The sequence below is a fragment of the Pukyongiella litopenaei genome, from assembly GCF_003008555.2.
GTDB classification, from domain to species: domain Bacteria; phylum Pseudomonadota; class Alphaproteobacteria; order Rhodobacterales; family Rhodobacteraceae; genus Pukyongiella; species Pukyongiella litopenaei.
In genome coordinates this window covers 3,153,537-3,167,421 of record NZ_CP027665.1, presented here as the reverse complement: position 1 = coordinate 3,167,421, position 13,885 = coordinate 3,153,537, and the positions used below count along the sequence as shown (strand labels likewise).

The 13,885-nt window shown below is 68.5% G+C and carries 12 protein-coding genes; 5 read left to right on the top strand and 7 right to left on the bottom strand.

From position 1 onward, the window contains the following. Position 1 precedes the first annotated feature (1 nt). Genes C6Y53_RS15615 through xylF form a run of 3 tightly spaced genes read right to left on the bottom strand, consistent with a single transcriptional unit; the run spans position 2 to position 3,168 of the window. Positions 2-763, bottom strand: a complete 762-nt coding sequence (locus tag C6Y53_RS15615; protein ID WP_106473284.1) for an ATP-binding cassette domain-containing protein — start codon at positions 761-763, stop codon at positions 2-4. After that, positions 760-2,079: a sugar ABC transporter permease gene (locus C6Y53_RS15610; protein ID WP_106474138.1), complete on the bottom strand. Its 1,320-nt coding sequence runs from the start codon at positions 2,077-2,079 to the stop codon at positions 760-762. The genes C6Y53_RS15615 and C6Y53_RS15610 overlap by 4 nt, the downstream gene beginning before the upstream one ends. Before the next feature lie 60 nt (positions 2,080-2,139). Next, positions 2,140-3,168: a D-xylose ABC transporter substrate-binding protein gene (gene xylF / locus C6Y53_RS15605; RefSeq protein WP_106473283.1), complete on the bottom strand. Its 1,029-nt coding sequence runs from the start codon at positions 3,166-3,168 to the stop codon at positions 2,140-2,142. Between the two features lie 219 nt (positions 3,169-3,387). On the opposite strand from xylF, the gene C6Y53_RS15600 reads away from it, so the two are divergent. Together C6Y53_RS15600 and C6Y53_RS15595 are read left to right on the top strand one after the other, a co-directional pair. Further along, positions 3,388-4,560 (top strand): ROK family transcriptional regulator, encoded by a 1,173-nt coding sequence (locus tag C6Y53_RS15600; protein WP_244614853.1) that lies wholly within the window; start codon positions 3,388-3,390, stop codon positions 4,558-4,560. Next, positions 4,550-6,091, top strand: coding sequence for a CRTAC1 family protein (locus tag C6Y53_RS15595; protein ID WP_106473281.1), 1,542 nt, complete (start codon positions 4,550-4,552; stop codon positions 6,089-6,091). Before C6Y53_RS15600 ends, C6Y53_RS15595 begins: the two co-directional genes overlap by 11 nt. On the opposite strand, the gene C6Y53_RS15590 is transcribed toward C6Y53_RS15595, so the two are convergent. The 4 genes from C6Y53_RS15590 to gap all read right to left on the bottom strand — a co-directional run bounded on the left by C6Y53_RS15590 (position 6,085) and on the right by gap (position 11,288). Next, positions 6,085-7,425 (bottom strand): cytochrome-c peroxidase, encoded by a 1,341-nt coding sequence (locus C6Y53_RS15590; RefSeq protein ID WP_106473280.1) that lies wholly within the window; start codon positions 7,423-7,425, stop codon positions 6,085-6,087. The genes C6Y53_RS15595 and C6Y53_RS15590 overlap by 7 nt on opposite strands. A gap of 3 nt (positions 7,426-7,428) precedes the next feature. Continuing rightward, on the bottom strand, positions 7,429-8,733 hold the full coding sequence (gene xylA, locus C6Y53_RS15585) for a xylose isomerase (RefSeq protein WP_106473279.1): 1,305 nt from the start codon (positions 8,731-8,733) through the stop codon (positions 7,429-7,431). Position 8,734: 1 nt separating this feature from the next. Beyond that, positions 8,735-10,192: a xylulokinase gene (xylB, locus tag C6Y53_RS15580; RefSeq protein ID WP_106473278.1), complete on the bottom strand. Its 1,458-nt coding sequence runs from the start codon at positions 10,190-10,192 to the stop codon at positions 8,735-8,737. A 94-nt stretch (positions 10,193-10,286) separates the two neighbouring features. Beyond that, entirely contained in the window at positions 10,287-11,288 is a 1,002-nt protein-coding gene (gene gap, locus C6Y53_RS15575; protein ID WP_106473277.1) for a type I glyceraldehyde-3-phosphate dehydrogenase, read from the bottom strand. Positions 11,289-11,511: 223 nt separating this feature from the next. Between gap and C6Y53_RS15570 the strand changes: the two genes are divergently transcribed. The 3 genes from C6Y53_RS15570 to C6Y53_RS15560 are packed head-to-tail and all read left to right on the top strand — an operon-like array spanning position 11,512 to position 13,885. Beyond that, on the top strand, positions 11,512-12,423 hold the full coding sequence (locus tag C6Y53_RS15570; RefSeq protein WP_106474137.1) for a 2-dehydro-3-deoxygalactonokinase: 912 nt from the start codon (positions 11,512-11,514) through the stop codon (positions 12,421-12,423). Then, positions 12,420-13,028: a 2-dehydro-3-deoxy-6-phosphogalactonate aldolase gene (locus C6Y53_RS15565; protein ID WP_106473276.1), complete on the top strand. Its 609-nt coding sequence runs from the start codon at positions 12,420-12,422 to the stop codon at positions 13,026-13,028. Before C6Y53_RS15570 ends, C6Y53_RS15565 begins: the two co-directional genes overlap by 4 nt. Continuing rightward, on the top strand, positions 13,025-13,885 hold the full coding sequence (locus tag C6Y53_RS15560; protein WP_106473275.1) for an SMP-30/gluconolactonase/LRE family protein: 861 nt from the start codon (positions 13,025-13,027) through the stop codon (positions 13,883-13,885). The genes C6Y53_RS15565 and C6Y53_RS15560 overlap by 4 nt, the downstream gene beginning before the upstream one ends.

Below are 13,885 nucleotides of genomic sequence, written 5' to 3'. Positions count from 1 at the left end.
GTCACGCCGACGCACCCGGCTCTTTGCCCAGGATGATCATGCCCAGCAGGTCGTCATGGGTCACATCGTCCACATCGACGGTGCCGACAAGCTTGCCGTTCTTCATCACGCTGGCCCGGTCGCAGAGCTTCATCACGTCATGGATGTCGTGGCTGATCAGGAAGATGCCGATGCCCTCGGATTTCAGCTGCCCGATCAGTTCGGCCACCATCTGCGTCTCGTGCGGCCCGAGCGCGGCGGTGGGTTCGTCCATGATCAGGATCCGCGCGTCGAAATAGACCGCCCGCGCGATGGCCACCGATTGCCGCTGCCCACCGGACAGCGCCGCTACCGGATCGCCGAATTTCTGGAAATTCGGGTTCAGCCGGGCCATGATCCTGCGGGTCTCGGCCTCCATCGCGTCCTCGTCGAGAAACCCCAGCGCCGTCGTCAGTTCGCGGCCCAGGAACAGGTTCGAGGCCGCGTCCAGATTGTCCGCCAATGCCAGCGTCTGGTAGATCGTTTCGATCTTGTAGCGCCGGGCATCGCGCGGATTGGCGATATCCGCCTTTTCGCCATTGATGCGGATCTCGCCCGAATCCATCCGGTAGGCGCCCGAGAGGATCTTGATCAGGGTGGATTTGCCCGCGCCGTTGTGGCCCAGCAGGCCGACCACTTCGCCCGCGTGCAGATCGACGCTGACATGATCGACCGCGTGCACGCCGCCAAAGGCGATGCAGATGTCGCGCATCTCGACCAGCGGAGGGGACGGTTGGCCGGTCATCGGGCGTCTCCCGTGCGCCTGCGATAGACAATGTCGACCAGCACGGCCAGCACCAGCACCGCGCCCACGACGATGTTCTGCAGCGGCGCATCCACGCCCACCATCGCCATGCCCGATTGCAGCGACTGCATGATCAGCGCCCCCAGGATGGCGCCGTGGATGGTCCCGGCCCCGCCCGCCAGCGCGGTGCCGCCGATCACCGCCGCCGCGATCACGCGCAATTCGTCCAGCGTGCCGATATCGTTGGAGTGGTTGCTCAGCCGCGCCGAGGCGACCACCGCCGAGATCGCGCACAGCGCGCCCATCAGCGCGAACACCTTGACCGTGAGCAGCCGCGTGTTGATGCCCGACAGTTCCGCCGCATCCGGGTTGCCGCCGGTGGCGAAGATATATCGTCCCAGCGCGGTCCGCCGCGCGAGAATGGTCATGCCGGCGGCGACAAAGACCAGCAGCAGCACCGAAACCGGGATGCCATAGGCCATCGTGAACCCTTCGGGCATCACCGCGCCCCGCGCTTCGAACAGGCGCTGCACCCGGCGGACGGGCACGTCATAGGCGTTCAGGATCGCGACAAAGCCGAGGATCGCCACCGCGATGATCGACGCCAGCACGGCTTCGGCCCAGAGCGGTTTGACTGCAAAGCCGTGCCGCATCTTGTTGCGCCGGGCGCCGTAGAGGCCCCAGAGCGCCGCGGCCAGCGCCAGCCCGCCCACGATCCAGGAGGCGGTCGCGCCCAGCGTTCCGTTGATGCCGCCGAATTTCAGGAAGGTCGGATCCAGCGGCCCGATCGTCTTGCCGCTGGTCAGATACCAGCCCACGTTGCGCCAGACCAGCAGCCCGCCCAGCGTGACGATAAAGGCGGGGATGGCCATGTAGCCCACCAGCCAACCGTGAAAGGCGCCGATCAACGCCCCGGTCAGCAGGCCCAGCGCGATAGTCAGCCACGGGATCAGCGGATGGCCGAGCCCCAGCCCCAGCGCGTTCGGCAACAGCTGCGTCTGCGTCATCGCCATCACCGCCGAACAGGTGGCCAGCAGCGCGCCGACCGACAGGTCGATATTGCGGGTCACGATGACGAACACCATCCCGGTGGCCATGATCGCCACCGAAACCGTCTGGATGGTCAGGTTGAAGATGTTGCGCGGGGTCAGGAACCGCCCGCCGGTGACAATGTCGAAAACCACGCACAAGACCGCGAAGGCGGCCACCATGCCCAGCAACCGCAGGTCGATCTCGAGCGTCTGCAGGATGGTCTTCCGCGCCCGCGCCGGTTCCGGTGCCGGTTCCGGCGCGTGGTCGGTGTCGGTCTTGGTCATGTCGCGAGGATCCATGAGGCAGCTGGCCCGCTCCGGCATCCGCAGCGGGCCGCCATCAGGTCAGTTGCAGGGCGACGGGCCGCCCGAAATGCCCTGGCACAGGGCCTCGGTGGTGATCCAGCCGGCATCGACCACCGCATCCAGGTTCTCCGCGGTGATCGGCACCGGCTTCAGGAACACCGCGTTCAGCTCGGTTCCGCCGGGCGATGTCCACAGCTCGCTGTCCTGGATCCCGTTCATCTGCGTCCCCTTGGCCAGCGCCACCGCGATCCGGCCCGCCGCCTTGCCGAGATCGCGGGCATCCTTCCACACGCTCACGGTCTGGGTGCCCTTGGCGACCCGGTTCAGGGCGGCGTGGTCGCCATCCTGTCCCGATACCGGGATACCGTCCATTCCCTGCGCGGTCAGCGCCGCGACCACGCCTCCGGCGGTGCCGTCATTCGACGCCACGACCGCATCGACCTTGTTGTCGTTGGCGGTCAGGATCTGCTCCATGTTGCGCTGCGCGTTGGCGGGCAGCCACCCGTCGGTATAGGCTTCGCCGACAATGGTGATGTCCCCGGCGTCAATCGCCTCCTGCAATACCTCCTGCTGGCCGCCGCGCAGGAAATCCGCGTTCGGATCGGTGGGCGAGCCCTTGATCATCACATAATTGCCCTTGGGAGCGGCCGCGAGAACCGCGCGCGCCTGCATCCGCCCCACCTCGACATTGTCGAAGGTCAGGTAAAAGGCGCGGCTGTCCTCGATCAGGCGGTCGTATCCGACCACCGGGATACCCTCGTCGGTGGCGGCCTGCACCGCGGGACCGATCGCCTGCGCGTCCTGCGCGAGGATGATCAGCGCATCGACGCCCTGCGCGATCAGGCTTTCGACATCCGACAGCTGCTTGGCGGACGAGCTTTGCGCGTCGGCCGAGACATATTGCGCGCCATGCAGTTCCAGTTCGGCCTTGATCGCCGCCTCGTCGGTCTTCCAGCGCTCTTCCTGGAAATTCGACCAGCTCACCCCGACCACCAGGTCGTCGGCCCAGGCCGCCGAACTCATCAGGGCGCCGGCCAGCAGCGCCGTCGCGGTTGCTTTGATCTTCATGTCTCTCCCTCCACGATTGTTGCGCGCCGGGGTCCAGGTCACGGGCCGATGCGAATGCAGGGATCGTGATTCATTTTAATTTGAAAATCAAATTTAATCGCCTAACCTTGGGGAAATTGTGGCCGGCACCCCGGCCCGGCCCGTGACACAAGTTTTATCGTTGCATGAGCAAGATCCGCGTAAATGGCTGCATTGCAAAGAGAACAGGGCAGGAGCACCTTGCTGCGCCATATCCGGCAGGCGGGGCCGGTGCCGCGTATCGAACTGGCCGACCGCACCGGAATCAGTCGCGCAACGGTAACCACGATCACCGCCGAGCTGCTGTCGCACGGGCTGATCGAAGAGGTCGCGCGCACCGATTCTTCCCCGGACAGCCGCCGCGGCCGCCCCCGCGTCGATCTCAGGATACGCGGCAAGGCACATCTGCTGGCGGGGATGAAGCTGAGCGACCGCAAACTGTCGCTGGTGCTGATGGATTTCGCAGGCGCCGAGCTGGCGGAACTGGAAACCCGGATGCCCGCGTCGACCCAGTCGCCCGGGCAGCTCGCCACCGAAATCGGCGCCGCGCTGGACCGGCTGACAGCGCAGGCGGACCGGACGCTGGCCGACCTGTCGGGTATCGGTGTGGGCATCGCCGGCGTGGTCGAGGCGGCGCGCGGCTTCGTCTACTGGTCGCCGTCCCTGTCGGACCGCAACATCCCGCTGGGCGCGTTGCTGTCGGATCACCTCGGCATCCCGGTCTTCGTCGACAACGACGCCAACCTGGTGGCCGTGGCCGAACAGGGGTTCGGGCTGGGGCGCGGCCGTGACGATTTCATCGTCGTCACCATCGAAAGCGGCGTCGGGCTGGGGCTGGTGATCGGCGGCACGCTCTATCGCGGCACGCGGGGCTGCGGGGCAGAGTTCGGCCACACCAAGGTGCATTTCGAAGGCGCGCTGTGCCGCTGCGGCCAGCGCGGCTGTCTCGAGGCCTATGTGGCCGATTACGCGCTGCTGCGCGAGGCGCTGACCGTGCCCGGCGCGGGCGATCCCGGCGCGGGGACAGAGGCCCGGATGCAGGCGCTGCTGTCGGCGGCGCGGGCGGGCGATGCCTCGGCCCGGTCGATCCTCGACCGTTCGGGCCGGGTCTTTGCGATGGGGCTGGCGAACCTGGTCAACATCTTCGATCCCGACCTGATCATACTGGCCGGCGAACAGATGCAGTTCGACCATCTCTATGCCGACGCGGTGATCGAGGCGATGCGGCGTTCCATCGTGCAGGTGGACAAGCCGCCGCCCGAGGTGGTGATCCACAAATGGGGTAACCTGATGTGGGCGCGCGGCGCGGCGGCCTATGCGCTGGACCAGGTGACCGACCTGGCGCTGGCTGGGATGGCCGACAATGCAGGCTGAAGCGACCGTCATCGCGGTGCTGCTGGCCGCGTCGGCCGCCGCCGATCCGCTGTTCCGCCCGGTGGACATGCCCGCGCATGTCTATTCGGGCGGCTGGGAACATTTCGTGGGCGGCGGGCTGGCGGTGTTCGACTGCGACGGCGACCGCCTGCCCGAGCTTTATGCCGCCGGCGGCAGCGCCCCGGCCATGCTGCTGCGCAACCGGTCGGTGCCGATGGGCGATCCGGCCTTTGTCGCCGACACGCCCGGGGCGCTGGCGCTGACCGGCGTGACGGGCGCCTATCCGCTGGACATCGACGGCGACGGGCAGCTGGACCTGGCGGTGTTGCGGGTGGGCGAGAACCGCCTGTTCCGCGGCGGCGACAACTGCATCTTTGCCCCGTTCGACGATCTGGGCTTTGACAGCGATGACCGATGGACTACGGGTTTTTCCGCCACCTGGGAACCGGCCTCCGGCCTGCCGACGCTGGCCTTCGGCAACTATGTCGACCGAACCGACCCCGACGGCCCGTTCCGCGCCTGCGATGTGAACCGGCTCTATCGGCCCGAAGGCGCGCGGTATGGCCCGCCGCGGGACCTGTCGCCGGGGTTCTGCCCGCTGTCGATGCTGTTCACCGACTGGGACCGGCGCGGACGGGCCGACCTGCGCATCAGCAATGACCGCCATTACTATGTCACCGGCGGCGGCGAACAGATGTGGGCGATGGAGGAGGCCCCCCGGCTCTACGGTGCCGGGGATGGCTGGCGCAGTCACCAGCTCTGGGGCATGGGCATCGCCCAGCGCGATCTGGATGGCGACGGGCTGGCCGAGGTGTTCCTGACCTCGATGGGCGACCAGCGGCTGCAGCGGCGGGTGGCCGGAGCGGCCGGACCGGCCTATGAAGACGTGCCCTATGAGATGGGTACCACCGCGCACCGGCCCTATCTGGGCGGTGACGGGCGGCCCTCGACCGGCTGGCATGTGGCCTTTGGCGACGTGGACAATGACGGGCGCGACGATGTCTTCATCGCCAAGGGCAATGTGCAGGCGATGCCCGACAGCGCCCATGACGACCCCAACAACCTGTTGATGCAGGGCCCCGGCGGACGGTTCGCCGAAGCGGGCGGCGCGGCGGGGCTGGCCAGCCTGCATCGCGGGCGCGGCGCAGCCCTGGCCGACCTGAACGGCGACGGGTGGCTGGACGTGGCGGTGGTGAACCGCCGCGCGCCGCTAGAGGTCTGGCGGAACGTGACCGGCGGACCGGGCCACTGGCTGGCGGTGTCGCTGGCGCAGCAGGGGCCGAACGTGAACGCGGTGGGTGCGTGGATCGAACTGGAAACCGGCGGGCGGCGGCAGCTGCGCGAGATCACCGTCGGCGGCGGCCATGCGGGCGGCACCGCCCTGCCCGAGCATTTCGGGCTGGGACCGGCCGGATCGGCCCGGCTGCGGGTGACCTGGCCCGACGGGACGGTGTCGGGCTGGCAGGAGATCCCGGCGAACCGGCAGGTGGTATTGCGGCGCGACGGCGACGCGCTCGCCGTGTCCTACTGATCGACCGGCAGGCCGCTGGGCACGCGGGCCGGAACCCCCAGCCGCCCGGCAAGCGCGGTCTCATCCGTCAGCGCGGCAAGAAAGGCGAGCAGGTCGGCGATCTCGGCCTCGCCCAGAGATCGGGAACCCAGCCTGTTGGCCGCCGCGATGGCCGTGACTTCGGCCGCATCACCCATAACCGCGCGGTCGCTGCCGAACGCTGCCCCCGGCAGCGACGCCTGCGCCGGGTCATAGGCGCGCAGCGACGCAACCGGATCGAGATGGTGGCGGATCACCCCGTCGAGCGTGGCAAAGGCGCCCGCATGGCCATAGGGCGCGGTGCGCGTCACGTTGCGCAGCGACGGGGTGCGAAAGGCATAGGCATCGCGCGCCTCTCCCGTCACCCGCATCCGGCCGGTATCGCGGTTGTGGCGCTCGAACCGCGCCGCCTTGCCGGGGCCGATCTGGGGCATGGCGATGGCGTGAAATCCATGATCGGTCTGGAACTGGCCCGCGTGGCAGCCGTCACAGCCCGCCGCGCCATAGAACAGCGCCATGCCACGGGCGGCGGCCTGCGGTAGCGCCGTGCCTTCACGCAGATACCGGTCAAAGGCGCTGTCATCGGCCCGCCATTCGAACGCGATGAAATCGGCAATCACGTTGGCGATGTCGGTGAAACGGATGTCGCGGGACCCGATCACCGCGTCGAACGAGGTGCGATAGTCCGGTATCGCCGCCACCCGCGCCGACAGGATATCCCAGGCCCCGCCCGGTTCGGCCAGCAACCCCTGCCGCACCGCCTGCGCCACGTCGTTCTCGGAGTAATGCCCGGCCATTTCATCGCCGGACAGCACCGGGAACATCGCCTGCGCCGACAGCACCGAGGCAAAGCCCCGCGCCATGTCCGCGCCCAGCGGGGTCCGGATGCCGCCCGCGCGGTCCGGGTCCAGTTCCAGCCGCCCGTCATGGAACAGGGTGGTGAACTGCGCGGCGCCGAGGTTGAACAGGGCGGGCGCATTGCGCGGGATGCGCTGTTCCGGCGGGTTGGCGGGATCAGGGCCGCGATCCGGCCCCAGTCCGGTGCCGCCATCGCCCAGCCCCAGCGACACCCCGTCCCCGGTGGCAAAGCGCGGATGGTGACAGGTGGCGCAGGACACGGTTTTCGCGCCGCTCAGGATCGGGTCGTAGAACAGCAGCCGGCCAAGCTCGACCCGCGCCATGTCCGGTTCGGGGAACACGGCATCCGCATCCGGCAACGGCCCGGCAACGGCCAGCCCCGCCACCAGCAGCCAGATGACGAGGCCGCCCCCTGCCCCGGCCTGCCGCCGCAATGCACCGTGTCGGCCCGCTCTCATCGCTCAGACAAATTGGTTGACGTAGTTTTCCAGCATCTCCTGGCGTCCCGAACGGGGCTGCGGGTCGATCTCGCCAGAGCACACGCGGTCAAAGATCGTATCGAGATCGCTGGTCAGCATCGCCTGCGCCTGCGGGTTGTCCCACCCGGCGTAGCGGTCGGCCAGCGCCGCCTCGAGCCCGCCATCCCCGATCATCGCGGCGGCGGATTTCAACCCGCGCGCGCATACGTCCATCGCGCCCACATGCGCGGCGATCAGGTCCTGCGCGTCCAGCGACTGCCGCCGCAGCCTGGCATCGAAATTGGTGCCGCCGGTGGTGAAACCGCCCGATTTCAGGACGTGATAATAGGCCAGCGCGACCTCGGGCACGGTGTTGGGAAACTGGTCGGTATCCCAGCCGGACTGATAGTCGTTGCGGTTCATGTCGATGCTGCCCAGCATGCCCTCGGCCGCGGCCAGTGCCAGTTCGTGTTCGAACGAATGCCCGGCCAGGATCGCGTGCCCCTGTTCGATATTCAGCCTGACCTCGTTTTCCAGCCCGTATTTGCGCAGGAACCCGATGCAGGTGGCCACGTCGAAATCATACTGGTGTTTCGACGGCTCCTGCGGCTTGGGCTCGACCAGGATCGCCCCCTCGAAACCGATCTTGTGCTTGTAGTCGACCACCATCGACAGGAACCGGCCCATATGGTCCAGTTCCCGGCCCAGGTCGGTGTTCAGCAGGGTTTCATAGCCTTCGCGCCCGCCCCAGAGCACATAGTTCTGCCCGCCCAGTTTCTGCGTGGCGTCCATGCAGGTCTTGACCGTCGCCGCCGCCCAGGCAAACACGTCCGGGTCCGGGTTGGTCGCCGCGCCGGCCATGAACCGGCGATGGCTGAACATGTTGGCGGTGCCCCACAGCAGCCGGACCTTCCGGCCCTCCATCTTCTGCGCGAAGTAATCGGTGATCTCTTCGAGGTTGCGCAGGCTCTCGGCAAATGTCGCGCCTTCGGGGCGGATGTCGGCATCGTGCCAGCAGAAAAACGGCTGGCCCAGGATGTCGAACATCTCGAACGCCGCGTCGGCCTTGTCCCTCGCGCGGGCCATGTCGTCCTGCGGATACCACGGTCGCTGAAAGGTCGGCCCGCCAAAGGGGTCGCCGCCTTCCCATGCGAAGGAATGCCAATAGGCGACGGCAAAGCGCAGATGGTCCTCCATCCGGCGGCCCATGACCAGCTCGTCGGGGTCATAGTGGCGGAAGGCCAGCGGGTTGTCGCTGTCCGCGCCCTCGTAGGTGACGGGCGCGATGTCACGAAAAAATCCGGTCATGTCATGTCTCTCCGGGCATTGCCTTGAGGGCCGGATAGGCGGCGGCGAAACCGGCATGGGCCTCGGCAAAGGCGTCACGCAGATCGGGCCGCGGTTGAAGGGTTTCGGCGACGGGCGGCCGGGTCATCACATCGGCGGGCGCCGCACCGGTGACGCCGCAGATCGCCAGCCGCGCCGCCCCCAGCGCCGCGCCCAGTTCGCCTTTCTCGGGCAGGTCCACCGGCAGGTCGAGCGCACAGGCCAGCAATTCGCACCAGTAGCGCGACCGCGCCCCGCCGCCGATGGCCAGCACGCGCTGCAGACCGGCCCCTGTCGACCGCAGCGCCTCGAGGTTGTCGCGCAGCGCGAAACAGACCCCTTCGAGCACCGCGCGGGTCAGGTCGTCGCGCCCATGCGCGATGTCCAGCCCGGTGAACGCACCCCGTACGGCACTGTCGTTATGCGGGGTCCGCTCGCCCGACAGGTAGGGCAGGAACCGCAGCCGCCCCGGTGCGCGCAATTCGCCCAGCCCGGCGGTCAGTTCGGCGGGCGTCTGCCCGGTGATCCCGGCCAGCCAGTTCAGGCTGTCGGTGGCCGACAGGATAACCCCCATCTGGTACCAGCGTTCCGGCACCGCGTGGCAGAAGGTATGCACCGCGCTGTCCGGTTTGGGGGCAAAGCCATCGCGCGCGGCCAGCAGCACACCCGAGGTGCCGAGCGACACGAAGCCGTCGCCCTCGTCCAGCGCGCCGACGCCGCAGGCCGCCGCGGCGTTGTCACCGCCGCCGATCACCACCTGCACATCCCCCGGCAGCCCGAGGTCACGGGCCAGATCGCCGCGCAGCGGCCCGGCGACACCGGTGCCTTCCATCAGCGCGGGCATCTGGTCCCGGCGCATCCCGGACGCGGCCAGCAGGTCGTCGGACCAGTCGCGCGCAGCGGTATCGAGCCACGCCGTGCCGGCGCTGTCGGACATGTCGGACACCGCGCGACCGGTCAGCCAGTAGGAAAGATAATCCTTTGGCAACAGGACCTTGGAGATTGACGCGAAGGTATCGGGTTCGGTTTCGGCCACCCAGAGCAGCTTCGGCGCGGTGAAGCCGGGAAAGACGATGTTGCCGGACAGCGCACGCACCCGCGGCGCCGCATCGAGCCGTGCCGCCTGTTCGTGGCTGCGCGTGTCGTTCCACAGGATCGCCGGGCGCAGCACCGCGCCCCGGTCATCCAGCAGCGTGGCACCGTGCATCTGGCCCGACAGCCCGATCCCCCTGAGTGCCGCGATGTGATCCGGAAACGTCTGCGCCAGCTCACGCAGTGCCGCCCGTGCCGCGGCGATCCAGTCAGCGGGGTCCTGTTCGCTCCAGCCGGGATGGGGGCGTGATGCCCCAAGCCCCGTCGCCGCGTCACCGACAACCGCGCCGCCGCCATCCACCAGCAGCGCGCGGACGCCCGACGTACCAAGATCGAGACCGATGAACATGTGACCTCCCCTCACCCGCCGGGAGTGTCCCGATGTTTTTTTCGCGTGTCAAACTAAATCAGCGCCGCATCCTGCCCCGGCGGGTGAACCCGCGTCATTTCGCCGATGCCATGGCGGCGGCCGTGTCCAGCATGCGCAGCGAAAACCCCCATTCATTGTCATACCAGGCCAGCACCCGGACCAGGCCGCCATCGCTGACGCTGGTCTGTTCGGTGGCAAAGATGGACGAATGTGGGTTGTGGTTGAAATCGCTGGAGACCAGCGGCAGGTCGCACACGTCCAGGATGCCCCGGAGCGGCCCGGCGGCGGCCTCGCGGATCGCATCGTTGACCGCCTCGGCCGTCGGCACCCGGATCGGCATGAAACACAGGTCCACCGCCGACACGTTCGGCGTCGGGACACGGATCGCGGATCCGTCGAGCCGCCCCTTGAGATGCGGCAGCACCTCGCCCACCGCCCGCGCGGCACCGGTGGTGGTCGGCACCATCGACAGCGCCGCGGCGCGGGCACGGTAGAGATCGCCATGCGCCGTGTCCAGCGTCGGCTGGTCGCCGGTATAGGAATGGATCGTGGTCATGTAGCCGGTTTCGATCCCGAAGGCATCGTCCAGCACCAGCGCCACCGGCGACAGGCAGTTGGTGGTGCAGGATGCGTTCGACACGATCCGGTCGCGCGCCGTCAGCACACCGTGGTTGACCCCGTAGACGACGGTCTTGTCGACATCCTTGCCCGGCGCCGAGATCAGCACCTTGCCGACCCCCGCCTCAAGGTAGGCAGCGGCCTTGTCATGGGACCGGAACACGCCGGTGCATTCCAGCGCGATATCCACATCAGACCAGGTCAAGGCCGCCGGATCGCGCAGGGTCGAGACCCTGAGCCGGTGCCCGTCCACCACCAGGTCGTCGCCCTCGACCACCACATCGCGGTTCAACGGGCCGTGCACGCTGTCGAACTGCAGCAGATGCGCCCCGGTCGCCGCCGGCGCGAGGTCGTTGATCGCGACGATCTCAACGTCGTCGCGGCCCGATTCCAGCCAGCCGCGCAGCACCAGCCGCCCGATCCGTCCGAACCCGTTGATCGCCAGTCTTACGGTCATGTCCGCCTCTCCGCCCTTTGCGATGTTAACGCTAACATGTGCGCATCTAGCAAAGTCGGACGCAGATTTCCAGACCTGTTGTGAGCGCCTCTGCCGGACCGAGCATTCCGTGCGGCCCTGGCCGGTCCGGCGCAAGTTTCCGGCATCGGACGACTCGACGCTGGCGACCGGGGCGTGCATGGTCGAAGCCAGCGGCATGGTGGCAACGGAGCAAAGCGCGGATATGACGGACAGGGTGCAGGCCGGCTGGATCGCGGTGGACTGGGGCAGCAGCCGCCTGCGGGCCTGGGCGATGCGGGGCGACACGGTTCTGGACCGGGCCGAAAGCGATGCCGGCGGCGGATCGTTGGCCCGGGGCGACTTTGGCCCGGCGCTGAATGCGCTGGTGGCGGACTGGCTGGGCGACGGCATCACCGACGTGCTCGCCTGCGGCATGGTCGGCGCGCGGCAGGGCTGGGTCGAGGCGCCCTATCGCGCCGTCCCCTGCCCCCCGCTCGGTGCTGACGCGACGGCGGTGGCCGATGGCGACGGGCGCCTGTTGGTGCGGGTGATCCCGGGCCTGAAACAGGCCTCCCCGCCCGACGTGATGCGCGGCGAGGAAACCCAGATCGCCGGTTTCCTGTCTCTGAACCCGAACTGGGACGGGGTGATCTGCCTGCCCGGCACCCATACCAAATGGGTTCAGGTCAGCGCGGGTGAAGTGGTCAGTTTCCGCACCTTCATGACCGGCGAGATATTCGCGCTGCTGGGCCGGCATTCGGTCCTGCGCCATTCGGTCGGCGAAACCGGCTGGGACGACGCGGCCTTTGCCGGGGCGCTGGGCGATGCGATGAGCCACCCCGAACGGATCGCGGCACAGCTGTTTTCGCTGCGGGCCAGCGACCTGCTCGATGGCCAGCGGCCCGAAACGGCGCGCGCGCGCCTGTCGGGACTGCTGACCGGCGCCGAACTGGCGGCGGCCCGGCCCTACTGGCTGGGCCAGCAGATTGCCGTGATCGGGGATCGCGGACCCGCGCAGCCCTATGTGGCCGGGTTGCAGGCGCAGGGTGTTCCGGTCACGCAGGCCGACGCCGCCAGAGCGACGCTAGCGGGCCTGGTCGCGGCGCGTCGCCTGATGGTGGAGGCACCGCGATGAGCCGCCCGCTGATCGCGATCCTGCGCGGGATCACGCCCGCCGAGGCCGAACCCGCCGCCGCCGCGCTGATCGGCGCCGGGATCGACGTGATCGAGGTGCCGCTGAATTCCCCCGACCCTCTGGACAGCATCGCGATCATGGCCGGGGCCTTTGGCGACCGGGCGCTGATCGGGGCCGGCACCGTGCTGACGCCTCGGGACGTGCAGGCCGTGGCCGATGCGGGCGGGCGGCTGATCGTATCCCCCGACTGCAATCCCGAGGTGATCGGGCGCAGCAAGGCGCTGGGGCTGCAAAGCTGGCCGGGCGTGTTCACACCGACCGAAGCCTTCGCCGCGCTGCGGGCCGGGGCGGACGGGCTGAAACTGTTTCCCGGCACATTTGCGGGCCCAGACGGGCTGCGCGCGCTCCGCGCCGTGCTGCCCACGGGCACGCGGGTCTATGCCGTTGGCGGCGCCGGACCAGATAACTTCGCCCGATGGCTCGAGGCCGGCGCGGACGGTTTCGGCATCGGCGCGGCCCTTTACGGGCCGGGCATGTCGGCCGCCGATATCGCCGCCCGCGCCACCGCAATCGTGACCGCCTATGACGCGGCCGCGAACCGATGAGCGCAATCTTTGACAGCCGCCCGTGCAAGCTGGGCGAAGGCCCGCTCTGGCACCCGGTGCGGCAGCAACTGTTCTGGTTCGACATCCTCGGCAAACGGTTGCTGAGCCGGAAAGGCGACGACACCCGGGACTGGCGGTTCGGCGAATGCGTTTCGGCCGCGGGCTGGATCGACCGCGACCGGCTGCTGATCGCATCGGAAACGGCGCTGTTCACCTTCGATCTGGTCAGCGGCACCCGCCGCGACGTGATTACGCTCGAGGCGGACAACCCGGTGACCCGGTCCAATGACGGGCGCGCGGATCCCTGGGGCGGGTTCTGGATCGGCACCATGGGCAAGAACGCGGAACCCGGGGCCGGGGCGATCTATCGCCTCTACCGGGGCGAATTGCGCCGGCTGTATTCACCGATCACCGTCGCCAACTCGATCTGTTTCAGCCCCGACCGCAGCCATGCCTGTTTCAGCGACACCATCACGCGACAGGTGATGCGGCAGGCGCTGGAGCCCGAAACCGGGTGGCCGCTGGGTGACCCGGAGGTCTATCTCGACCATACGGAGCAGGGGCTGAACCCGGACGGGGCGGTGATGGATGCCGATGGCAACCTGTGGCTGGCGCAATGGGGCGCGTTGCGGGTTGCCTGCTATGCGCCCGACGGGACATTCCTGCGCGCGGTGCGTTTCGACGCCTTGCAGACCTCGTGCCCGGCCTTTGGCGGGCCGGACCTGACCACGCTCTACTGCACCTCGGCCACGCAGGGGATGCGGCGCAGCACGCTGGCGGCCCATCCGGCCAACGGCATGACCTTTGCCGCACCGGGCATCGCGCGCGGACAGCCCGAACACCGGGTGCGGCTGTGA